Origin of the sequence: Pantanalinema sp. (genome assembly GCA_036704125.1) — a bacterium.
GTDB lineage: Bacteria > Cyanobacteriota > Sericytochromatia > S15B-MN24 > UBA4093 > JAGIBK01.
Window position 1 is genome coordinate 1 of sequence record DATNQI010000039.1, and the last position, 23278, is coordinate 23278.

Consider the following 23278-nt stretch of genomic DNA (forward strand, 5'->3'; position numbering starts at 1 on the left):
GGGCCGGGAAGCATGCTTCCCGGCCCGCCCTCTTTTCGTTCGCCCGGTCAGGGCGAAATCTTGCGAATGACGTCGGCGACCTGGTCGGTGACGTAGACGTTGCCCGCGGCGTCGATCGCAAGCCCGCTCATGTTGTCGAACTGCGCGTAGGGGGCATCGCCGTTGTAGAGGCCCCGGCGCCCGGATCCCGCGTAGGTGCTCACCGCGCCCTGGGGCGTGACGACCCGGACCACCCGGTTCATGAAGTCGGCGACGAAGAGGCGCCCCCGGGCGTCGAAGGCCAGGTCGTAGGGCTCGTTGAACTCGGCCTCGGCGCCCGTCGCGTCCACGTAGCCGGGGCGGCCCGAGCCGGCGAAGGTGGTGACGGTGCCGGTGGGGCTCACCTTGCGGATCTGGTGGTTCTCGGTGTCGGCCACGTACAGGTTGCCGTCGGCGTCGAAGGCGATGCCCCGGGGGCGGCTGAAGCGCGCGTTGCTTCCCTTGCCGTCGAGGGATCCCGGCTGGCCGGAGCCCGCGAAGGTGCTGATCGCGCCGCTCGGGGTGATCTTGCGGATCGCGTGGTTGCGCGAGTCGGCCACGTACAGGTTGCCCGCGGCGTCCATGGCCATGCCCCATGGGGTGTTGAGAAGGCCGCTCTGCGCCGCTCCGTCGACGAAGCCCGGCGTGCCGGTCCCCGCGAAGGTCGTCACGTTGCCGCTGGAATCGATCTTGCGGATCTTGTCGTAGGCCTCGCTGACGTAAAGGCTGCCGGTCCTGCGGTCGAAGAAGACGCCGTTCGGAGACTTGAAGCGCGCCTGCAGCCGGGCGCCGTCGCGCTGGTCGGCCGTCCCGTCGCCGGCCCAGGTGGCGACGCTCCCGTCCGGGGCGATCCTGCGGATCCTGTCGTTGCTCGAATCCGCCGCATACAGGTTGCCCGCCGCATCGAAGGTCAGGCCAAGGGCGGAGTTGAAGCGGGCCTGCTGGCTGTTGCCGTCGGCGAAGCCCGTCCCGATCCCACTAAAAGTTGTCACGCTCGGGTAGCGCTCCACCACCTGCAGGGTGCGCTCGAGCCGCATCGACCCCGCCGTGACGCGCAAGGAGGCGGTGCCGAGCGAGACGCCGTAGAGGGTGTCCCCGTCGAGGCGTACGGCGGAGCCTGCGATCGACCAGCTCGCCGTCGGGCTCTCGATGAAGCGATCGGAGGTGTCGCGGCCGGTGAGCGAGAAGGGCAGGGTCCCTCCCCTGATGACGCTCGCGTTGCCGGGGGTGAGCGTGAGAGCCTTGAGGACGGTGAAGGGGACCGCAGCGCTCTGCACCGACCCGACGGTGATCGAGAGGTCCCCGCTCTTGGCCCCGGCGGGCACGACCACCTTCAGGGTGGTGTCGTCGATCCGCTCGATCGAGGTGGCGGGCGCCGAGTTGAAGTCGACGCGCAGCGCCGTCCCCGTGGAGGTCCCGAAGTTGACGCCCGTGACGGTGACGACGTCGCCGGGACCGGCGTTGGAAGGGGTCAGGCGCTCGATGGTGGGGGCGCTCTGCGAGAGGGCCAGGTCGGGGACCTGGGTGGTCGCGTCGGACTTCACCGCAACCCCGGTCACGGTGGCGGTGCCGAGGCCGTCCTTCTTGCCCACCAGGGTGAAGGCGCCCACCGGCACGTTGAGCAGCGTGTAGGCGCCGGTCTCGGTGGTGTGGACCTGGTAGGGCAGGCCGGGGATGAAGACCTCGGCGCCGAGCAGGTTCTTGACCTCGCTGCGGCCGGGGGCGGTGACCTTGCCCGTCAGGTGGCCGGTGCGCGCGAGCATCAGGCGCAGGCTCTGGGCGCTCGTACCCACGTTGAGCTGGAGGGCCTTGACGTTGTCGGCGAGCACCGCCTCGATGTTGAGGGAGGAGCCCGCCGCCGCGCTCAGGCGGAAGCGGCCCTGGGCGTCGGTCTTGGCCTCGAGGCCCGCGGCCAAGACCCGGTAGCTCGCGGAGTTGTTGGACACCAGGCCCGCCGAGTTGTTGGACACCAGGTAACCGTGCACCGCCACGTTGGCGGCGGGCTTGCCGTCCAGGCCGAGCACCACCCCCGAGAAGCTCGAGGCGTCGCCGTCCGAGGAGAGGGGCAGCGCGGGGTACGCGGTGCAGCCGACGCCACCGAGGAGGATCAGGACCAGAAGGCCGCTTGCCCGGCCGGGATGTCGCTTCATCGTGGGCACACCTTCGCCGCGTTGAGATATTGCTCGCCTGTTTATCATCATACCCGGGGTCGGGCCTTCCTTCTCTTTTGGCGCGACGGATTCCGGTTTTTGGGGTACATTAGTGAGCGTTCACTAACCTTCTCGAGCGCGACCTTCGACCGCGAGAAACGGAGAGGCTTTCGGGCATGGCTGGCTATCACATCGTCGTCACCGTCAAGCAGGTCCCCGACACCACCGACGTCAAGCTCGACCCCAGGACCGGGGTGCTGGCGCGGGACACGATCAAGGGGATCATCAACCCCGAGGACAAGCACGCCCTGGAGCTGGCGCTTGGCCTCAAGGGCGCAGAGGGCCGGGTCACGGTCCTCTCCATGGGCCCCGAGACGGCAAGGGATGCCCTCAAGGAGGCCCTCGCCATGGGGGCCGATGCGGCCTACCTGGTCAGCGATCCGCAGGCGGCGGGCTCGGATGCGCTCGCGACGGCGCGGGTCCTCAAGGCGGCCCTCGACAAGCTCGAGCCGGCGGACGTGGTCCTGACGGGGCGACGCTCCATCGACGGCTGGACCGGGGCGGTGGCCCCCATGGTCGCCGAGCTGAGCGCTCGGCCCCTGGTCTCGGCGATCCGCTCGGCCACCCTCTCGGACGGCAAGCTCGTCGCCGAGCAGGAGTGGCAGGGCGCCTACCAGCAGGTCGAGAGCCCGCTGCCCGTCGTGGCCTCGGTGACCCGAGAGGCCAAGACCCCGCGCCTCGCGACGGCAATGGGGATCATGAAGGCCGCGAAGAAGCCCCTGACCACCTGGTCCCTGGCGGATCTCGGGGTGGAGGCGCAGGCGGTGGGCCTCTCGGGCGCGCTGACCAAGGTCGTGCGCGTGGCCCGCGTCGGCAAGTAGGAGAACGAGAATGAGCAACGACATGGACAACCCCTGGCTCGCGTGGGCCCAGACCCAGGAGGCAGCCATCGCCGAGGCGGCGAGCGCCGGCGGCACCCTCAACACCGGCAACGAGTACCGCAACATCTGGGTCTACGTCGAGACCGAGGGCGCTCTGGTCTCGCCCGAGACCCGCAAGCTCATGGGCAAGGCCCGCGAGCTGGGCGACCTTCTGGGCGCGCGGGTCCAGGCCGTGGTGCTCTCGGGTGGCGAGGCCCTCGGCAAGGACCTCGTCGGCTACGGGGCCGACACGGTGATGGTCGCCGAGCATCCTTGCCTCGAAGGCTTCCAGCTCGAGGCCTACGCCAAGGCCCTGGGGCAGCTGGTGTCGCAGTACAAGCCCGAGATGTTCCTCTTCCCGGCGAGCCGTGCGACCGAGGACCTCGCCCCTCGCCTGGCCGCGCGCCTGGGAACGGGCTTTCTGGCCGATGCGACGGACCTCGAGCTCGACGACGCCGAGCGCCTCTTGCGCGTGACGCGCCAGACCTTCGGCGAGAAGGTCCTGACGGTATCGGTGATCGCCGAGCGCAAGCCCCAGGTGGTGACGGTGCGCGCAGGCGTCTTCCGGGAGGCGGATTTCGATCGCTTCCGGGGCGGAGAGATCGCGAAGGTCGCGGTCGATCTTTCTCCGGAGGACCGTCTGACGCGGGTCCTGGGAGTGCTCGCACCCGCCTAGCCACCGGGCACTCGGTTTTAGACGACGAAGGAGCCGTAATGCGGCTCCTTCGTTTTTTTGTGCTACTATCGGGTTCTTAATACTTCATCTTGGAATATTCATTCACATGCACCTCTTCTCCGAGGCCCTGATTCTCGTCAGCTTTGCCGTCTGCTTGCTGGAAGGCCTGCTCTTCTTCCACATGGCCCGTCTCCACCAGCGCCCCTACGCGTGGCCTTTCGCGTGGATGTGCGGGGCTGCCGGCCTCTTTCTGGGGTTCTCCTTCGTCGCGCGAGGCGTGGCGCCCCCCTGGCTCGCGGCGCTCTGGGCCGGTTCCTTCTGGCTGCTCGTGGCGTTCAGCGCCGAGTTCAACTTTAGGCTGATGGGCCATCGCCTCACCCTGCGTCCCCATGCGCCCTGGATCGCCCTCGGGATCGTCGCGCTGGCGGTCCTGGTCGTCTACCCCGCCCCCTACGATCCGCCGGCGAAGCTGACCTGGCTCGTGGTCGCCGCCCTGAGCAGCCTCTTTCAGCAGGTCCTCTACCTGGGCTTCTGGTGGCGCGCCAGGACTCTTGCGCGCTCCATTCTTCTCGCATCCGTCACTTTCATTCTTCTGTCGTATGCTTGCTTCGCGCTCGGCTCCCAGCACCCGGCCGCGACCCTCTGGAGCACCGCCTTGCTGATGGTGGCCATGATCCTCCAGCCCATCGGCTGCTTTTCCCTGCTCTTCGAGAGCGTCGCCACGGAGCTGATGGAGCAGAATCGCCAGGTGGCCGAAGAGCGCCTGCGGATCAGCCAGGTGGTCGAGGAGCGCACGGCCGAGCTGGCCGAGGCCAACGCCCACCTGCAGGAGACGCTCGCCGATCTGCGCCGTCTCGACCGGCACAAGGACGAGTTCTTCAGCGTGGTGAGCCACGAGCTGCGCACCCCGGTCTCGGCGATCCTGGGCTTCTCGGAGTTCCTCGACGACCGGATCGCGGGCGAGCTGACTCCCGGCCAGGCGGAGTTCGTGGACGGGATCCTCTCGGCCACGCGCCAGCTCGGCCTCCTGGTGGACGACCTGCTGGACGTGGCCCGGATCGCCGGGGGAACCCTGCGGCTGGAGCCCCGCCTGACCTCGCTGAGCGACCTGCTGGGCCAGGCGATCGCGATCGCCACCCCCCTCTTCGAGCGCAAGCACCAGCGTCTGCAGGTCGCGATCGCCCCCGACCTGCCCACCATCCACGCCGACCCGCAGCGCCTGATCCAGGTGGTGCTGAACCTGCTCTCCAACGCCAGCAAGTTCTCGCCCGAAAGCAGCGAGGTGTCCGTGCGCGCCGACCGGGAGCCCGGCGGCGCGGTCGTCACGGTGAGCGATCGCGGGATCGGGATCGACGCCAAGGAGCACGCCGCCGTCTTCGCGCGCTTCTACCAGTCCGATCGCTCGCTCACGCGCCGCCGGGGCGGGGTGGGGCTGGGCCTGGCCATCGCCCGCGAGCTGGTCGCGCTGCACGGGGGCCACATCAGCCTGGAGAGCGCCTTCGGCCAGGGGGCGACCTTCAGGGTCCACCTGCCCGCGGCCGAGGCCAGCGACGACTTGACCTTTGACATCAAGCAAAGAAACGTTTAAGGTTTGGTTAACCATCGTCAGAGTTGGCCCGTCGTTCCGATAACCGATCCATGCATCGACCCACGTATCGAGGAGGGACCATGAAGCTTCGTCACTGGACGCACGGGCTGCTCGCGGCCGCAACGGCCCTTTCGCTCTTGGGTTGCGGCGTCGCGTCGCCCCAGGCCGGCTCGTCGCTGAACGGGGCCTCGGGCAACCGCGTGGTCGCCGAGTCCATCCCCTCGACCGCAGCCCTCGAGCGCCTGGCCGCGGCCTCGCCCGATCGCCTCATCGACAACGCTCCTCAGGAGCCCGGCGTCGAGGGCCTCTGGCCCAAGCCGCCCGCCGAGGACCTCGGCAACCTGGGCAAGATCGAGCCCGACCTGTGGCGCGGCGCCCGCCCCACCGAGAAGGGCATGGACACGCTGCTGGCGATGGGCTGCAAGACCATCGTCAACTTCGAGAACGACAAGAAGGTCGTCGCGCAGGAGAAGGCCTGGGCCGAGGCGCGCGGCATCGCCTTCGTCTCGATCCCCCTGAGCGTCATCACCCCGCCCAAGCTCGAGAACGTCAACCGGTTCCTGTCGATCGCGAACGATCCGGCGGCGCGCCCCCTCTACTTCCACTGCATGCAGGGCCGCGATCGCACCGGCACCGCCGCCTTCGCCTACCGCATCAGCCACGATCGCTGGAGCTACGACAAGGCCTACGACGAGATGAAGGCCTACAAGTTCCACACCTACCTGCTCGGCCTGCGCGGCTTCCTCGTCTGGTACGCCAAGACCCAGGCCCCCGCCGCAGCCCCAGCCCTTTAGTCGCCGAGCTCCAGGCGCCTTCGCCCCCCGGCTGAGCCGGGGGGCGTCTTGCCGCCCGGGTGGTTGCGTCGGCAAGGCTTAATCGGTATAACCGTTCAATGCGACTTCGACTTCAGACCTGCCTGGTTCCGGCCTTGCTGGCCCTCGCCCTTTCGCGCCCCGTCGCGGCCCTTCCCGAGGCCGGGCTCGACCTCTCGTCCCGGGAGGTCAAGGCCGTCGAGCAGGGCGAGGTGGTCGTGCGGCTGCGCAACACCCACGAGTCCACCCTCAAGGACGTCCTGTGCGTCGGCCTCATCAAGGCCCCGGCGGATCGGATCTGGAGCGTGCTCATCGACTACGACCGCTACGACAAGATCTTCAAGGGGATCCTCAAGACCGAGACCCGCGCCAAGGACGGGGAGGTCGAGGACCACTACTCGCTGCTCGACTACCCCTGGCCCATGGGCGATCGCTGGGTGGTCAACCGCATCACCCACGCCGCGGACCGTCGCTCCATCACCTGGCACCGGGTCGAGGGCACGGTCAAGGAGGTCGTCGGCTCCTGGCACCTGGTGCCGGACGGGGATGAGACCATGGTGATCTACAAGGTTCGCCTCGATCCCGGAATCCCCTTCATCCCCGCCTGGGCCATCGACTGGGGCAGCCAGCGCGTCGCCCCGGACATCATCCACGCGGTGCGCCGCCAGGTCCGCTGAGCACTCGCCAAATCCCCCCAAGGGGGTCGCCACCGGCCTGACCGACGCCTCGGGCGCCTGATCGTCCCGGGGACGTCGAGCCACTTCACGGCCTGCGCCCAGGGGAGCCTCGACGGCCTCGGAGTCCCGAGTGGATCAAGAGGGACCTTCGACCTGGCGCAGTAGCTCAGGCCCGCTTCCGGGGCCGCCTGGGGACGGGGCAGAGGGCGCTCGCCAGGGCCCCGTCGACCGTGTCCACGAGGATCAGCTTCATCTCGCGCAGGAGCTCGCCCGGGATGTCGGCGAGGTCCGGCTCGTTGTGGCGCGGCAGGATGACGGTGCGGATCCCGGCGCGGCGCGCGGCGAGCACCTTCTCCTTGATGCCGCCCACCGGCAGCACCCGCCCGCGCAGGGTGATCTCGCCGGTCATGGCGATCTCGGCCCGGACCAGGCGGCTCGAGGCGAGGCTCGCGATCGCGGTGGCCATGGCGATGCCCGCGCTGGGGCCGTCCTTGGGGATGGCGCCGGCGGGCACGTGCAGGTGCACGTCGCTGACGCCGAAGAAGTCCGCAGGGATCCCGAGAAAGGCGGCCTTGCTCCACACGTAGGAGAGCGCGGCCTGGGCCGACTCCTTCATGACCTCGCCGAGCTTGCCCGTCAGGCGCAGCTGGCCCGTGCCGGGGGTGGCGGTCGCCTCGATGAAGAGGATGTCGCCGCCCGCCTCGGTCCAGGCGAGCCCCGTGACGATGCCGGGCAGATCGGGCCGCTCGGCCTCCTCAGGGTAGAATCGGCGCTTGCCCAGGTACTGCCGGGCGCGGGCGGGGGTGACCAGGACCCCGCGCCTGGGCTGCGAGCCGGTCGTCAGCTCGACGCTCACCTTGCGGCAGATGGAGGCGACCTCGCGCTCCAGGCCGCGCACGCCCGCCTCGTGGGTGTAGTCGGCGATCAGGGCGCGCAGGCCCTCGGGGGTGAACTTGAGCTCGCGCTGGGCGAGGGCGTGCTCCTTGAGCTGCTTGGGGACCAGGTACTGCTCGGCGATCGCGACCTTCTCCTCGGCGGTGTAGCCCGAGAGCTGCAGGACCTCCATCCGGTCGCGCAGCGCCGGGGGGACCGGGTCGAGGACGTTGGCGGTGGCGATGAACAGCACCCGCGACAGGTCGAAGGGCACGTCCAGGTAGTGGTCGCGAAAGTCGCGGTTCTGCTCGGGGTCGAGGACCTCCAAGAGGGCCGAGGCGGGGTCGCCTCGGAAGTCGGCCCCGAGCTTGTCGATCTCGTCGAGCATGAAGACCGGGTTGTTGGAGCCCGAGCGGGAGATGGCCTGGATGAGCCTTCCGGGCAGCGCCCCGATGTAGGTGCGGCGGTGGCCGCGGATCTCGGCCTCGTCGCGCATGCCCCCCAGGCTCATGCGCACGAACTTGCGGCCCAGGGCCCGGGCGATGGACTGGCCGAGCGAGGTCTTGCCCACCCCGGGGGGACCCACCAGGCAGAGGATCGGGCCGCGCAGGCTGGTCTCGCCGAGGCGCTCGTGCTTGAGCTTGTAGACCGCCAGGTACTCGAGGATCCGCTTCTTGATGAGGTCCAGGTCGTAGTGGTCCTCGTCCAGGATCTCGCGGGCGCGCTGGATGTCCAGCTGGTCCGGGGTGGACCTGGCCCAGGGAAGGGCGATGATCCAGTCCAGGTAGGTGCGGATCACCGTGTGCTCGGCCGCTCCCGGCGGCAGCTTCTCGAGGCGCCCAAGCTCGCGCTCGGCCTCCTTGAGGACCTCGGGGGGGAGCTTGGCCTGGTCGATCTTCTCGCGCAGCTCGCTGACCTCGGCGATGCGCTCGTCCGACTCCCCCAGCTCCTTCTGGATGGCGCGCAGCTGCTCGCGCAGGAAGTACTCCTTCTGGGTCTTGCCGAGGGTGGTCTGGACCTGGCTCTGGATGGAGGCGCCCAGCTGGTGCAGCTCCATCTCGCCCGTGAGGATCTCGCTGAGCAGATCGAGCTTGGCCCTGGCCCCCTCGGCCTCGAGGAGCGCCTGGCGCTCGGCGAGCTTGAAGTGCAGGTTGAAGGCCAGGAGGTAGGCGAGCTTGTTGGGGTCCTCCAGGTTGAGGGCGATGGTCACCAGCTCCTCGGGGAAGCCCTGGAGGTTCTCGCCGTAGCGCTGGAGGAGCTGGGTGACGTTGTGCATCATGGCCTCGACCACCCGATCGTGCCCCTCCTGGTCGGGCATGGGGGTGACGTCGGCGCGGAAGTAGGGCTCCTGCTGGGTGAAGGGCCCGATCCTGACGCGCTCCACCCCCTGGACCATGATCTTGAGGGTGTTGCTCGGCAGCTGGAGCATGTGGTGGATCTTGCAGAGGGTGCCGACCTCGTACAGGTCCGAGGGCGTGATCTCGTCGCGCTCCATGTCGCGCTGGGTGGCGACGGTGATGGCCTCGCCGCTCTCGACCGCGTCCTGGACCAGGTGCACCGACATGTCGCGCCCGACGGTGATGGGCACGACCACCCCCGGGAAGACGACCATGTCCCTCACCGCGAGGACCGGCGTGGAGGTGGGGTAGCTCACGTCGGACATGGGAACCTCCCCTCGCTCACCAGGCGCGCGCAAGCTCCATGCTTAATCCCGCACGCCTCTCGAGGAGCGCGCCGATCGCACGAAGATTCAGGACGGCCTTCGTGCGGCAGGGGGGTTGCGCCCCGGGGCGGGGGGCTCAGGCGCTGTGCTGGCGGGTCTGCTCGAGGGTGGTCACGCCGAGGCGGGCCTTGGGGCGGGTCATGGGCTGGCCACCGGGGGCCAGCGCGTTCTCGCCCAGCACGTCCAGGAGATTGACGTGGAAGCGCGAGATGACCACCTCGGGGGTCTCGGCGGCCTGCACCCGGCCGTGCAGCTCGTAGCGGATGACCTCGTCCTCCAGTTCGGCCAAAAGGCACTCCGGCATGGGCTCGTCGGTCAGGCCGTGCGTGCGCAGGGCCGCCTCGACGATGATGGCCTGGGCCAGGTCGCGCGAGACGGTGTAGGCCAGACGGACGGGGACCTTGATCTCGGCGAGGGTGGGGGCGCTCAGCAGCGAGACGCCACGGCGCAGGATGCTGCTGTTGGGGATCAGGCGCTCGCCGTGGTGCTCGGTCTCGAGGCGGGTGAAGAGGTGGCCGACGGCCTTGACCCTGCCCGCGAAGCCGCCGACGCGCACGTGGTCGCCCTCGGCGTAGAGCGTGTTCCACTTGACCACCAGGCCGCCCGCGACGTTGCCGAGGGACTCGGCCGAGGCGATGAGGGCCATGGCGCCCACCGCGACCATGGCAACGGTGACGGGTAGCGAGTAGGCTCCCGGCAGGTAGGTGATGGCGACGGCGACCGAGCCGACGGCGACCGCGATCGACCCGATGCCGCCAATCACCGAGATGAGGTTGGGGTTGACGCGCCAGCTCGGGCGCCAGGGCATTTCGGCGAGGCGCGAGGCCCCCCAGGTGATGAGCCAGGCGGCGATCGTGCCGCCCACGAGCACGGCGAGCGCCGCGAGCAGGTTCTTGGCGATGGCGAGGCCCGTGCCGAGGGGGCCATTCTGCGTTTGCTTGGCGACGCGCTCGGCCTCGGCGGCCGCCTCGAGGCGCTGTTCCCAGATCCCGGCGAGCTCCTCGCGGCTGGTGCCGGCGCTGATCGCATCCGACTCGCTGACGCTCAGGAGGGCCTCGTCCCCGAGCACGACGGCAGGCCCCTTGCGCAGGCTCTCGACGCGCAGCGCGGCGATGGAGTTGGGGTCGGAGAGCCAGCCGGCGAGCTTCTCGGTGGCGTGCATGGCGCGCTCTCGGCCCGACTGGCCGTAGCCGTCGCCGATCGAGAAGACGGCCTTGCCGCCCACCAGGACGGCTTCCTGCGGCGCCTCGGCGCGGGCGGGCAGGGCGAAGCTCAGGGCGGCGGCAAGGGCGAGGCCCGAAAGGGTCGCAGCGTTCAAGCGATGGCGCATGTTCTTCACCTCTCGTGAAAGTCGTGGAGGTATCGTACCAGCCCGTGGCGGCTCGATTCCGTGTCCCTTGCACACCTTATGTTCGGTGGTTATGTTTGCTGGTGAGGGGGGGGGCGGTCGTGGTAGCATGCGCTCGGCGCCGGGCCTTGCCCTCGGGCGCGTTTTCTCCCGTTTGGAGGTCCCGCTTGAAGCTCGTCACCTTTGAGGTCGCAACCCCTCTCGGCCGGATCATGCGGCTCGGCGCGGCGATAGGCGATCGCATCCTCGATCTCAACGCCGCCTACGTCACCGCGCTTCCCGAGCTCTCGCGCGAGGCTGCCGGCCGGTTCGCCGACGTCTACTTCCCGCCCGACATGCTGCGCTTCCTCGAGGGCGGCACCCTGGGGATGGAGGCGGCCCGGGCCCTGCTCTCGCGCTTCGTGGCGGGCACCCTCGCCGAGCGTCCCGACGCCGGCGCGATTTCCTACCCGGTGGGCGAGGTGCGGCTCCTGAGCCCCTTGACCCGGGCGAACATGCTGCGCGACTTCCTGGCCTTCGAGGCGCACACCAAGCGCGGCTACGAGCGGCGCGGCCAGGAGATGCCCGCGCTCTGGTACGAGCTGCCCGTCTACTACAAGGGCAACAACCGCTCGCTGGTGGGGCCCGACGCTGAGGTGCCGTGGCCCTCTTACACCGAGAAGTTCGACTACGAGCTCGAGATCGCCTGCGTCATCGGGAAACAGGGGCGCAACATCCCGCTCGAGAGGGCGCACGAGTACATCGCCGGCTACTGCATCCTCAACGACTTCAGCGCCCGAGACGCCCAGATGCAGGAGGTGCAGCTGCGGCTGGGACCCGCCAAGGGCAAGGACTTCGCCACCGGCCTCGGGCCCTACCTCGTCACCCCCGACGAGGTGGGCGACCCGCGCAACCTGCGCATGACCGCGCGGGTCAACGGCGAGATCTGGTCGGACGGCAACTCCGGCACCTCGCACTGGACCTTCGAGCAGATGATCGCCCACGTCTCGCGCGAGGAGACGATCTACCCCGGCGACGTCTTCGGCTCGGGCACCGTCGGCTCCGGCTGCGGCTACGAGCTGGACCGCTGGGTGCAGCCCGGCGACGTGATCGAGCTGACGATCGAGAAGCTCGGCACCCTGCGCAACCGCGTCGTGCGTCAATCATAAGGGAGGATGACCGTGTATCCGCAGACCAAGGGGAAGGCGACCACCCAGGCCCATGTGGGGCTGCCCGAGGGCACCTACGAGGACGAGCACGGCCGCAAGGGCTTCTTCGGCCGGGTGTCGCACCTCTACCACACGCATCAGCCCACCGACTGGCTGCGCATCGAGGGCCCCCTCAAGCCCCGCGCCATCGACACGAACAAGCTCTCGCCCACGGACGCGACCGACGCGCTGCGGGGCATGCCCGAGACCTTCATGGCCAACGACGACGTGGCGCTCAAGGTCTCGCGACTGAGCGAGCCGATGCCCTACTGGTTCCGCAACGCGGACGGCGACGACGTGATCTTCGTCCACCGCGGCGAGGGGACCTTCGAGTGCGACTTCGGGGTCATGGCCTTCGAGCGCGGCGATTACCTGGTGATCCCGAAGGGCACCACCTATCGCCTGCTGCCTCGCACCACGGACAACTTCTTCCTCTTCATCGAGTCGAGGGGCGAGATCACCCTGCCCGATCGCGGCCCCCTGGGCCCCAACGCCGTCTTCGACTGGAGCGTGCTCAAGAGCCCCACGCCTGCGCCCGTGCTGGACGCGCCCGCGGGCGAGTACGAGGTGCGCATCAAGCGCGAGGGCCAGCTGACCTCGGTCTACTACCCCTATCACCCCATGGACGTGGTGGGCTGGAAGGGCGACCTGTCGGTCTGGAAGCTCAACGTCCGCGACATCCGCCCGGTCATGAGCCACCGCTACCACCTGCCCCCGAGCGTGCACACGACCTTCCTCGGCGGCGACTTCGTCATCTGCACCTTCGTGCCCAGGCCCTTCGAGAGCGACCCCGAGGCCATGCGGGTGCCCTTCTACCACCGTAACATCGACTACGACGAGGTCCTCTTCTACCACGAGGGCGACTTCTTCAGCCGGGCGAACATCGGGCCCGCGATGGTGACCTTTCACCCGGCGGGGATCCACCACGGCCCGCACCCCAAGGCCGCCCAGAAGGCCGCGGGCAAGGAAGCCACCGACGAGATCGCCGTCATGATCGACACCAAGAATCCGCTCAGGCTCACGCCCTCGGCCATGGCGACCGAGTGGGCCGATTACCACCTCAGCTGGCGCGTGACCCCGGAGGTCACCCCCCGATGATCATCGACCCCTCGACGCTCGACCACCAGGAGGCCTACAAGCTCCTGAACGGTTCGGTCGTGCCGCGCCCCATCGCGCTGGTCTCGACCGTCTCGGCCAAGGGAGAGCGCAACCTCGCGCCCTTCAGCTTCTTCAACGTGGTGGCCTCGGCCCCCATGGCGATCAGCTTCTCTGTGATGCGCAGGGGCACGAGCGGGAATAAGAAGGATACGATCCTCAACATCGAGGAGACGGGCGAGTTCGTCGTCAACGTGGTGACCCAGGCCATCGCGGAGCAGACGAACCTGACGTCGGCCGACTTCTTCGCGCGGGGGGTGGACGAGTTCGTGGAGGCCGGCTTCACGCCGGTCGCAAGCGAGGTCGTCGCGCCGCCGAGGGTCGCGGAGTCGCCGATCAACATGGAGTGCCGGGTCCTCCAGCTGGTGGACCTGGGCGATCGCCCAGGCTCCGCGACGCTGGTCATCGGCCAGGTTCTGCGCTTCCACGTCTGGGATGCGCTCTACCACAAGGGCCGCATCGACCCGCAGAAGCTCCAGGCCGTGGGCCGCATGGCGGGATCCGCCTGGGTGCGGACCGGCGACACCTTCGACCTGATCCGGCCCGTGCAGTCCGTTTCGACCTAGTCACCACGGCGTTTTCGTACCAAGGGGGGCCCCATGAAGCGCAGCATCCGCAGGCGATCGCTCCTCATGGCCGTGCTGTGCCTTTCCCCCCTGGCGCTCGCGGCATGCCCGGCGCCCGTCTCGCCGGTGCAAACCACGGGCAAGGTGGGGGAATTGCTGCCGAGCGAGGCGCCCGCTTCGATCCAGGCGAACGTCAAGGGGGTCGCGGTGGCCCCGCTCGCCCAGCTGACGACGGTGGCGCCGCTCACGACGGTGGCGCCGCTCACGACGGTGGCGCCCTACCGGGTGGCAGGCTACGAGGCCCTTGGCCAGCAGGGCCTGATCCCGAACGCCCGGATCACCGTCCTCGACGGTGCCATGACCCCCGTCGCGGGAGTCGAGGGCACCCGGACCGACGAACGCGGCAACTTCGCCCTGAAGCTGCCGGAGGGGCGCTCCTTCATCCTGCGCCTGGAGTTCGGCGAGGACCAGAAGATCTCCCTGCTGGCCTTCGTGAAGGCGGGCGAAGGCGGGATTTCGAGTCTGAAGCTGGACGTGCCCAGCACCCTCGCCGCCCACATGCTGCTCGAGCGGATCTCCGAGCGGCCCACCCTGCTGGAGGCGTTCGGCCAGGCAGAGCTTGATCAGGTCCGCACCGAGATCGTCGCGCGCCTGGAGCAGGGCGATGCCCCGAATCTGGCCAGGCCCGAGGAAGTCGCCCAGAAGGTCGGGGCCATCGAGGGGCGTCTCGCCGGCGTTGATTCCAAGCTGAGCGAAATCGAGAAGAAGGTCGAAGAGCTGCTCCAGAAGCCGACTCCCGAGCCGGATCCGACCGCAACGCCGAGCGCGACGCCAACCGCAACACCGAGCGCGACGCCCACCGCGGCCCCGACGGCCTCGCCGTCGCCGACCCCGAGTGCCGAGCCGACGACGGATCCGACGGCCGCTCCGCCGTCGACGCTCGGTTCTTTCTCCACCCTCGCTGCAAACGAGCTGAAAGTCGCTCGCCAAGGCCACACGGCCCTGGCGACGGCCGGCTACCTCTACGTGCTCGGTGGCTATGCCGGCGGCAAGGCGATCCGAGAGATCGAGCGGAGCAAGATCACTGGAGGCTCGCTCGGCGCCTTCGAGAACCTCGGCCAGTTGCTGACGAACTACCGCGACCAGGCCGCCTCCGTCGTCATCGGCCGGTACCTCTACGTGATCGGCGGCAACGCCGCAGCGACCGCCGGCGACCAGGACCTCGACACCGTCGAGCGGGCCGAGATCCTGGGGGATGGGGCCCTCGGTCCCTTCACCGCGGTCGCGGGAGTGGACCTGGGCATGCCGCGACGGGGCCATGCGGCGGTGCGGATCGGGGACTACCTCTACGTGCTCGGCGGCAACTACGGCAAGCCTGCCGCGCTGGATCCGAACGTGCCGAAGAGCATCGTGCGGGCGCGGATCCTCTCCGACGACTCGCTCGGCAATTTCGAGACCGTTGCCGTGACGCTCAAGACGGGCCGTGCCAATCACACCTGCCACGTCATCGGCAACGACGTCTACGTCCTCGGAGGCGGCACCGCCCAGTGCGAGCGCGCGGCGATCCAGCCGGACGGCTCGCTCGGGGCCTTCGCGACCGCAGGGGCGCCAACGCTCAAGCAAGCGCGGACCCATCACGCGAGCCAGCTCGTCGGCAACAGCTTGTACGTCCTCGGCGGCTGGATCCCCGGCGCGTTCCTCGCAAGCGTCGAGAAGGCGACCCTCCAGCCCGACGGTTCACTGGGGCCTTTCGAGGTCGCAAGCGGGGTGGCTCTGCCTGAAATGCGACGCGCGGGGGTGGGCCTCCGGCTCGGCAACTCCTTGCTGTATGTCGGCGGGACCCCTGACGGCATCCAGCTCAGCGGGAAGCTCTTCTCGGCTGGCATTCAGTGATGGCCTGCGTTTGGTCTGTCACCTAACCCAGATTTAACACGTCTTTGATGGACGCTTGTCACATTTTCGCAACGCGCCGGGTATAAGGAGCGTGTCGTTACGAAAGGGAGGGCTATCATGGCGCGCCGCACCATTCATTCGAACCGTTTCCGCCAGCCCGTGGCGATCGCCGCGACGCGCCAGCTCGCCCGGCCCAGCAGGGTCGCCCTCGCGGGCCTCGGCGTCGCCGCCGTGGCGGCCGCCTTCGTGAGTCCCATCCTGTCGATCGGCCTCGCGGGCCTGATGCTCTGGCAGGCTACGCGCGCGGACTAGGCGTTCTCCTTCTTCGGGCAGGCCTTTCGGCCTGCCCTTTTTTCGTGTCCGGATGGCCCGAGTAGAGCAATCGAGCATGCCTGGGTATAAGGTTGCTAAGGAACAAAGGGGTTCCTGTTCACCGGCTTTTCGGCCGGTGACGGCAACGAGGACGATGCACCATGGCGATCACGAAAACCACCTTCCGGCTCACTCAGATCACCCTGACGGGTCCCGAGGCGATCGAGCTCACCCTGATGGCCCTGCGCGAAGTGCTGCCCTACTGCGACATCGACTGCGTCCAGCTGGACCGTCAGAAGTTCCCGATCAACTTCGCCCGCTATCCGCGGGCGATCTGGGAGCAGCTCCTCTCCACTCGGGAGTGGCACACCAAGCTGATCTACCACCTCGCCAGCAGCTTGGCCCAGACCGATCACGCCAAGCGCATGGCCCAGCAGGCCGAGTTCGCGCGCCTGGTGACCGCCCCCGAGACCCACGTGACCATCCACGGCACCATCCTCTACGAGAGCGAGAGCACGCCCGTCATGCTCCAGGAGCGCGGCCTGCCCATGGCCCGCGCCTTCGGCTGCGAGCTGCAGGTGGACGCGTTCACCGAGTACATGAAGCAGGCGCTGCGCGACGGGGGCCTCCCCGAGGATCAGACCACGCAGCGCGAGCTGTACCAGAGCATGCCCCTGGCCGACGTGGTCGAGCGCGGCAGCGCCTCTTTGCCCTAGCCTTCCAGGATCACGTAGGCCACGGCCTCGCGCTCCCCGTGGGTGAGGCTCAGGTGCGCGGCCCGAACGCCGCGCTCGGCCGCGATCGCGCCGGTGCGACCGTGCAGGACGAGAAGGGGGCGCCCCCCCGCCTCGCGCTGGACCTCGATGTCGGTCCACTTCATCCCGGGCTGCCAGCCGACCCCCAGCGCCTTGACGAGCGCCTCCTTGGCGCCGAACCGGGCCGACAGCGAGGGGCCGGGATCCTTGTGGCGCTGGCAGTAGGCGATCTCGTCCGGGGTGAAGACCCGCGCGAGGAACGCTTCTCCCCGGCGTGCCACCACCCCGCGCAAGCGTTCGATGTCCACCAGGTCGACGCCGATCCCGAGGATGCTCATGGGGCGAGACTCGCAGCGGCGCGGGGCGCGAGCCGTCTCAGCCCCGCCTCCAGCCGGTCGAGCGCCTCTGCGAGCGCCGCAGGATCGCGGTGCCCGAAGCCGACCCGCAGGGCCCCCGCATAGCCCAGGGTGCTGCCCGGCAGGCAGAATAGCCCGAACTCCTCGCGCAGCCGGGCGCAGAGCTGCCGGTCGTCCTCGGCGTGGGGCCAGAGGAGGGTGACGACGCCCACGGGGGGCACGACGCCCCCGACCAGGTCCCCCACCTTCTCGAGCCACTCGCCGAAGCAGCGGCGGTTGCGCGAGGCGATCGCCCGGTTTTCCTCGAACAGCTCCTCGCGCCGGGGCCACAGGGCCTCGATGACCTGCTCGCTGAGGCGGCTGACGCAGCAGGTGGCGTACTCGTGGTAGGGCAGGCAGGCCTTGATCTCACCGGAGCGGGTGGCGACCCAGCCGAGGCGCAGGCCCGGCAGGCACCACCGCTTGGAGACGGCGTTGGTCACGATGGCGCGATCGCTGATCGTGACGGCGCTCGGGGCGAGGTCGATCCCCACGCCCCGGTAGATCTCGTCGACCAGGAGGTGGGCCCGGGGGAGGGCCTCGACGATGCGGGCGATCGCCTGCAGGCTCGCCTGGTCCAGGCAGCGGCCGGTGGGGTTGTGGGGGGTGTTGAGCACCACCAGGCGGGTGGAGTCGTCGACCAGGGAGGCAAGCGCTTCCAGGTCGATCGCGTCGCGGGGATCCGCACCCAGCGTCCAGCGTCGCACCTCGGCGCCGATCTCTTCGGCCAGGCCCGCGAACTGGTAGTAAAGGGGATCTTGCAGGACGACGCTGTCTCCCGCGCGCAGCATGCCGCGCAGCACCGCGTGGTTCGCCTCGGTCGCCCCGGCGGTGAGAAAGAGGTCGTCGGCGTCGATCGCAAGCTCCGAGGAGATGAGGGCGCGCAGCGAGTGAGAGCCGGGCGTCGGCACGTAGCCGAACTCGAAGGCCGCAGGGCCCCAGCCCTCGGGGAAGTAGGGCGCGAGGTCCTCGCCCCTCCACGGCTGGACCATGGTGCCGCCCAGCGAGTGGGTGGCGCCGGCTTCGTATCGATTGAACCAGGCCTCGAGGGCGGGGGTGGCGAGGGGCATGAAGGGCCTTTCCAGATGAGGACGGCCCTTCATGCTAGCACGTTTGACGCTTGGAGATTTCGAGCGATACGCGATAGTGCAAGAAGGAGATTCCCTGCGGCCACTTACTTCCTTGACGCTCTTCGAGCAGGGGTTGATAATGAGGGTCATCCGTACCTTATACCTAGTAAGGAGACGTCATTCATGACCACTGCTACCGCCACCAAATACGACATCATCCCCTACGATCTCACCGGTCTGGTGGGTCTCTCGGACGAGCAGATCGCGCAGCACAAGACGCTGTACGCCGGCTACGTCAACAACACCAACAAGCTCAACGACGAACTCTCCAAGATGGTCGCCGAGGGCAAGGCCGACGGGATGGATCCGCACTTCGCCGAGCTCAAGCGCCGTCTGGGCTTCGAGTACAACGGCATGCGCCTCCACGAGTTCTACTTCAGCAACCTGAAGCCGAACGGCGGCGAGCTGAGCGCCGGTTCCGCGCTCGCCAAGGCCATCGAGGCGAGCTTCGGCTCCATCGACAACTGGAAGAAGGACCTCATGGCCGTCTGCAAGATGCGCGGCGTGGGCTGGGCCATCCTCTGCCAGGATCCCCACACCGGCAAGCTCGCCAACAACTGGGTCACCCTGCACGAGGACGGCAACTTCGCCGGCTTCAGCCCGATCCTGGTCATCGACATCTGGGAGCACGCCTTCACCGTCGACTACAAGCCGACCGAGCGTCCCAAGTACCTCGAGGCGATCTTCCAGAACATCAACTGGGCCAAGGTCGAGTCCCGCCTGCTGAGCGGGGAGGCGATCGCCAAGGCGCGCCAGACCGTCCAGCTCTAAAGTTCGCCGCGATCGGCACCGGGCCTCCTTCGGGGGCCCGGTTTTTTGCCAACTAGCCCGCTTTGAATCCGGGTATCTAGAGTAGAGACGCCTTCACCTCGCACGGGCGAAAGGAGCCACCTGGATGGGGACATCCAACAAAACCAGGCACGTTGCCGCCGCTGGCCGCCGGGGGCGGCTTGAAGGGACAGGTTCGTTGGACGCTCCAAACCGCCTGGAACTGCTGCCGCGCGGGGGTGCCCTGGTCGAGACCTCGGCGGGCGGGATCCAGTTCGGGGCGGTGCCCGAGACGATCAAGGACACCATGCGCCACGAGGGCGGGGTGCCCCGCATCTTCGTCATCCCCTCGCGCATGTTCTCCATCGAGCGCGGCATCAGCTTCGCCGACCTGGAGTTCCCGATCTACTTCAACTTCTTCGCCAAGCGCCGCAAGATCGTCGTGGTCTGCGACACGGCCCAGCGCAGGCTTCTTTCGGGGATCCTCAAGGAGGCCATCTTCGGCCCCGCCAAGATCGACCTCTCCCCCGACATGCCCGCGACGCGGCCGCCGATCTCGGTCCCCGACCTCGCCGCCGAGCTCGCGTTCTTCCGGCAGCATCCCCATCGCCCCGGCACCGAGCTGTCCCTCGACGACATGGTCTCGTTCGTGACCTTCGACCCATCGGGCGAGGCGCGGATCGAGGAGGTGACCGTGCGGCGCAAGGCGTGCGGGACCTTCGAGGTCGCCGATCGCGGCGCGATCGTCGCGACCATCGACGCCGAGCTGGACGTGCCTCCGGCCGCCAGCGAGCTGAAAGGCGAGCCCGCCCCCTTCACCCCGCCCCACTTCGGGATCACCTTCATCGGGACGGGGCACGGCTTCGACCCCACCACCAAGACGTCGGGCTGCATCCTCTGGCTCAGCGGTCGCGGCATCCTGGTGGATCCCCCCGTGGACTCGACCGAGTGGCTCAAGGAGCGCGGGGTCAACCCCAAGCTGATCGATAGCCTGATCCTCACCCACTGCCACGCCGACCACGACAGCGGCACCCTCCAGAAGATCCTGGCCGAGGGCCGGATCACGGTCTACACCACCCGCACCATCATGGGCTCCTTCTCGCGCAAGTACCGGGGCCTGATCGGCCTCGACAAGCGGCGCTTCGAGGAGCTGTTCGACTTCGTGCCGCTGACGGTGGGCGAGCCGATCCGCATCGGAACGGGCGAGTTCTGGTTCCACTACACCCTGCACTCGGTGCCGGCCGTGGGCTTCGAGCTCTACTGCGGGGGAAAGAGCCTCGTCTACACCTCGGACACCCTCCACGACCCCGACGCCATCGCGCGCATGCACGCCGAGGGCCGCCTGAGCGACGCGCGCCGCGACGAGCTGCTCAACTTCCCCTGGCACCACGACCTGGTCATCCACGAGGCGGGCATCCCTCCCATCCACACCCAGGCGAGCTACCTCGAGACCCTGAGCGAGGACGTCAAGCGCCGCATGCTCCTGGTCCACACCCAGAAGAAGGACCTGCCTTCAGGCTCCATGCTCCGAGTGGCGCCGACGGGCCTCGCCGAGACCGTGACCCTCGAGGCCGAGCCCCCCCGCACCACCGAGGCCATTCGCCAGCTCGACGTGCTCGCGCGCTTGGACCTCTTCCGGGGCTTCTCGATCGAGAAGGCCGGGGAGTTCCTGGGCATGGTCAAGACCCTCGAGTTCAAGGCCGGCGATCGCATCATCACCCAGGGGTCGCCGGGCGATCGCTTCTACATGATCCAGTCAGGGCAGGCGGTGGTCCGCGATGGCCGCAAGGATCCCAAGATCTACGGGCCCTACGACTACTTCGGCGAGACGGCGATCATCCTCGACGCCCCCCGAACCGCCGACGTGGACGCCCTGAGCGACCTGACGGCGCTCGCCCTCGAGCGGCACGACTTCCAGTACTTCCTGCGGGGCTCGGCGATCGCTAACGCCCTTCGCCACCTGGCGCAAATGCGCCTGCTCGACTCGTGGGAGCTCCTGGACGGCAGCAAGGCCTTCGGCAGCCTCACCGCCACCCAGATCACCCAGATCCAGACCTTCATGCGCAACGAGGAGGCCTCCGAGGGAGCCTTCCTCTCGCACGAGGGCGAGCCGCAGCGGGATTGCTTCCTGGTCGGCGAGGGCGAGGTGGAGGTGCTGAGCGAGGGCCGCTTGCACGCGACGATCGGTCGGGGCGGCTTCCTGGGCGAGGTTCCCTTGCTGTACGCCTCGGGCAAGCAGCACTACTCCTACCGCCTCCGCACGCCGGGGGTGGTCTACCGCCTGGGGCGCCGGGATCTGGCGGATTTCCTTAAGAAGAACCCGGGCCTGCACCTGAGGCTTTCGAGCCAGCGTTACTGAGGACGCCGCGAAGCCCCGACCGGTCATCGGTCGGGGCTTCGCGCAGCGGGGGGTCTACTTCCAGATCTCGGCGAAGCCGCGAGGGTTGACCGAGTAGCCGGTGGCGAAGTGGTTGAGCTCGGCGTCGCTCCAGCTGGTGATGTTCGGACGCCAGGGGTCGCAGATGATGAACCGGCCGTCGCTCTGGATGCCCGCGACGTAGATGAAGTGCCCCCCCTGGCCCGAGATCGAGCCGTTGAGGACCACGCCGTGGCCGCGGTTGAGGGCGGCGCGCACGCTGCCGGCCGAGGAGTCCGAGACGAACTGGGCCTGGAGGCCGACCCTGCGGGCCGCGCTCGCCACGAGCGAGGCGTTGCCGGGTAGACCGACGTCGGCGTTGGCGCCGGTCAGGCGGATGGCCTCGTTGATGGTCGCGTTGTTCGCAGGGCGGACGCCGAATGCGGCCATGGCCATGGTCAGGCTGGTCGGTGCGCAGCTCCAGCCGTTGGGCTGCTGGATGTAGATGGCGCCCCGGTTGGTGTTTCGGCCGCTCGCGGCGGGCCTGGGGGCCGGGTTCGAGGCCGCGCCACCGGGAAGCTTGAGGACCATGCCGGCCTGGATGACGTTGGGGTTCGCGATCTGATCCATGTTGAGCGCGTAGATCTCGCCCCAGCGATCGCCGTTGCCGAGGGTGCGCTGGGCGATGCCCGAGAGGGTATCGCCGCTGCCGACGGTATAGGTGCCGCCGGTCGCGGGCTTTGGCGCCGGCGTGACGGGCGGGGGGGCGGCCGGCTTCGAGGCGCCGCCGGGCAGCGTCAAGACCTGGCCGCCATGGATGACGTTCGGGTTGGAGCCGATGACGGCCTTGTTGAGGTCGTAGATCTCGCGCCAGCGATTGCCGTCGCCGAGGCGCTTCTGGGCGATTCCCCAGAGGGTCTCGTCGCCGCCGACCGTGTGGGTGGGGCCTGCGCTCGGCGCGGGGGCCGCGGGCTTCTTGGCCGGGGCGGGCGGCTCGGGGGCCTCCTTCGGCTTGGCCGGGGCCGGTGGGGCGGGCTGCTTGGTCTCGGCAGGCTTGGGGGCGGGCTTGGCTGCGGGCCTGGTGGCACGCAGGCGCTCGACCAGATCATGGAAGCTGTCCACGAGCTGCCCGTACTGCTGCTTGTTCAGGGGGGGGCTCGGGGGCGTGGTGGGCGAGCTCCCGGTGAAGACGTCCCGCCCAAGGCCGGGGGTGGCGACGGGCGGGACGACGGGCGTCATCACCGCAGGCCGGAAGACGTGCGAAGCGGTGTTGGCCTGGATGTTCGAGAGAAGGTTTTCGAGCATGGCGACCCCCGTCGACGAAGATGCGTCAAGGAGTTATCGCCCGCAGGCACCGCGATATTCTTATCTCGAATTTAGCGTTGAGTAAAGGTTGAAACGGTTCACCAGCCCGGATGGCTGAAGTAGCGCGGGTAGCGCTCCAGGGCGTGACGGAGCCGGGGCAGGCCGTCCTTGGAGGTCGGGCTGGTCTCGAGGGCCTCGGCCGCGCCGAGCATGTCGGCGACCAGCACGTGGAGGTTCGCGTCCGCCTTCGGGCTGAGCTTGCAGTTGGCCACCATGAAGTCGATCCGATCCTTCACGGTGTGCGCCGTGGCACGGGCCGCCTCGGGCGTGAAGGACTTGGCTTGCTGTGCGGTGTGGGCCTTGTGATAGGCGTCATGGATGCCCGTCATGGCCTGGCGCAGGGGCGCGTCGGTGGCCCACTTGCGACCGTGGTCGAGCGCGAGGGGGGCCGGAGCGTGCGCCGCCGCGCCGTGGTGGTCGTGGGCCGACGCGTGGTCGTGGCCGGCGGCCTGGGCCGAGCCCGCGCCGAGCGCGAGCGCGAGGGCGGCGGTGAAGAGGGTTGCCAGTCTCACGGGGCAATTTCCTTTCTCGAGAAGGGGAGTCCAAGCTAATGGACCTTCGTCGGGTCTTCATTGTTCCCGGCGAGGGGAAGTCCCCCCGGAGACGAGAAC

Annotated in this window: 20 protein-coding genes; 13 read left to right on the top strand and 7 right to left on the bottom strand. The window is 68.8% G+C overall.

The genetic code is table 11. The features are described 5' to 3' along the window. Positions 1–47: 47 nt before the first annotated feature. Complete coding sequence (locus tag V6D00_06290) at positions 48–2168, bottom strand: SMP-30/gluconolactonase/LRE family protein (protein HEY9898773.1); 2121 nt, start codon at positions 2166–2168, stop codon at positions 48–50. 176 nt (positions 2169–2344) lie between these two features. Here V6D00_06290 and V6D00_06295 point away from each other — a divergent pair, with 176 nt between their 5' ends. From V6D00_06295 to V6D00_06315, 5 genes are all read left to right on the top strand, one after another. Next, entirely contained in the window at positions 2345–3049 is a 705-nt protein-coding gene (locus V6D00_06295) for an electron transfer flavoprotein subunit beta/FixA family protein (protein HEY9898774.1), read from the top strand. Positions 3050–3059: 10 nt separating this feature from the next. After that, positions 3060–3764 carry a hypothetical protein gene (locus V6D00_06300; GenBank protein HEY9898775.1) on the top strand — a complete coding sequence of 235 codons (705 nt, stop codon included), beginning with the start codon at positions 3060–3062 and terminating at the stop codon, positions 3762–3764. A 106-nt stretch (positions 3765–3870) separates the two neighbouring features. After that, positions 3871–5352, top strand: a complete 1482-nt coding sequence (locus V6D00_06305) for an ATP-binding protein (GenBank protein HEY9898776.1) — start codon at positions 3871–3873, stop codon at positions 5350–5352. Between the two features lie 80 nt (positions 5353–5432). After that, on the top strand, positions 5433–6146 hold the full coding sequence (locus V6D00_06310; GenBank protein HEY9898777.1) for a tyrosine-protein phosphatase: 714 nt from the start codon (positions 5433–5435) through the stop codon (positions 6144–6146). Positions 6147–6244: 98 nt separating this feature from the next. Then, positions 6245–6841, top strand: a complete 597-nt coding sequence (locus tag V6D00_06315) for an SRPBCC family protein (protein ID HEY9898778.1) — start codon at positions 6245–6247, stop codon at positions 6839–6841. Between the two features lie 166 nt (positions 6842–7007). Here V6D00_06315 and lon read toward each other — a convergent pair whose 3' ends face one another. Next, entirely contained in the window at positions 7008–9377 is a 2370-nt protein-coding gene (lon, locus tag V6D00_06320) for an endopeptidase La (protein ID HEY9898779.1), read from the bottom strand. Between the two features lie 136 nt (positions 9378–9513). Continuing rightward, on the bottom strand, positions 9514–10767 hold the full coding sequence (locus V6D00_06325) for a mechanosensitive ion channel domain-containing protein (GenBank protein HEY9898780.1): 1254 nt from the start codon (positions 10765–10767) through the stop codon (positions 9514–9516). Between the two features lie 185 nt (positions 10768–10952). Between V6D00_06325 and V6D00_06330 the strand changes: the two genes are divergently transcribed. The 6 genes from V6D00_06330 to V6D00_06355 all read left to right on the top strand — a co-directional run bounded on the left by V6D00_06330 (position 10953) and on the right by V6D00_06355 (position 16614). Beyond that, positions 10953–11933: a fumarylacetoacetate hydrolase family protein gene (locus tag V6D00_06330; protein HEY9898781.1), complete on the top strand. Its 981-nt coding sequence runs from the start codon at positions 10953–10955 to the stop codon at positions 11931–11933. Positions 11934–11939: 6 nt separating this feature from the next. Beyond that, complete coding sequence (locus V6D00_06335) at positions 11940–13070, top strand: homogentisate 1,2-dioxygenase (protein HEY9898782.1); 1131 nt, start codon at positions 11940–11942, stop codon at positions 13068–13070. Beyond that, complete coding sequence (locus tag V6D00_06340) at positions 13067–13693, top strand: flavin reductase family protein (GenBank protein HEY9898783.1); 627 nt, start codon at positions 13067–13069, stop codon at positions 13691–13693. The genes V6D00_06335 and V6D00_06340 overlap by 4 nt, the downstream gene beginning before the upstream one ends. A gap of 33 nt (positions 13694–13726) precedes the next feature. Then, complete coding sequence (locus tag V6D00_06345; protein ID HEY9898784.1) at positions 13727–15586, top strand: hypothetical protein; 1860 nt, start codon at positions 13727–13729, stop codon at positions 15584–15586. 159 nt (positions 15587–15745) lie between these two features. Next, positions 15746–15898, top strand: coding sequence for a hypothetical protein (locus V6D00_06350; protein ID HEY9898785.1), 153 nt, complete (start codon positions 15746–15748; stop codon positions 15896–15898). A 161-nt stretch (positions 15899–16059) separates the two neighbouring features. After that, positions 16060–16614, top strand: a complete 555-nt coding sequence (locus V6D00_06355; GenBank protein ID HEY9898786.1) for a hypothetical protein — start codon at positions 16060–16062, stop codon at positions 16612–16614. On the opposite strand, the gene acpS is transcribed toward V6D00_06355, so the two are convergent. Next, positions 16611–16991 (bottom strand): holo-ACP synthase, encoded by a 381-nt coding sequence (acpS, locus tag V6D00_06360; protein ID HEY9898787.1) that lies wholly within the window; start codon positions 16989–16991, stop codon positions 16611–16613. The genes V6D00_06355 and acpS overlap by 4 nt on opposite strands. After that, complete coding sequence (locus V6D00_06365; protein HEY9898788.1) at positions 16988–18118, bottom strand: aminotransferase class I/II-fold pyridoxal phosphate-dependent enzyme; 1131 nt, start codon at positions 18116–18118, stop codon at positions 16988–16990. The genes acpS and V6D00_06365 overlap by 4 nt, the downstream gene beginning before the upstream one ends. Positions 18119–18301: 183 nt before the next feature. On the opposite strand from V6D00_06365, the gene V6D00_06370 reads away from it, so the two are divergent. Next, a complete protein-coding gene (locus tag V6D00_06370) occupies positions 18302–18949 on the top strand; it encodes a Fe-Mn family superoxide dismutase (protein HEY9898789.1) in 648 nt (215 codons plus the stop codon). Between the two features lie 196 nt (positions 18950–19145). Next, positions 19146–21305, top strand: coding sequence for a cAMP/cGMP-dependent 3',5'-cyclic-AMP/GMP phosphodiesterase (locus V6D00_06375; protein HEY9898790.1), 2160 nt, complete (start codon positions 19146–19148; stop codon positions 21303–21305). A gap of 54 nt (positions 21306–21359) precedes the next feature. Here the strand turns inward: V6D00_06375 and V6D00_06380 are convergent, their stop codons facing one another. Together V6D00_06380 and V6D00_06385 are read right to left on the bottom strand one after the other, a co-directional pair. Beyond that, positions 21360–22607: a LysM peptidoglycan-binding domain-containing protein gene (locus V6D00_06380; protein ID HEY9898791.1), complete on the bottom strand. Its 1248-nt coding sequence runs from the start codon at positions 22605–22607 to the stop codon at positions 21360–21362. A gap of 98 nt (positions 22608–22705) precedes the next feature. Continuing rightward, positions 22706–23179 carry a hypothetical protein gene (locus tag V6D00_06385; protein ID HEY9898792.1) on the bottom strand — a complete coding sequence of 158 codons (474 nt, stop codon included), beginning with the start codon at positions 23177–23179 and terminating at the stop codon, positions 22706–22708. Positions 23180–23278: the final 99 nt, after the last annotated feature.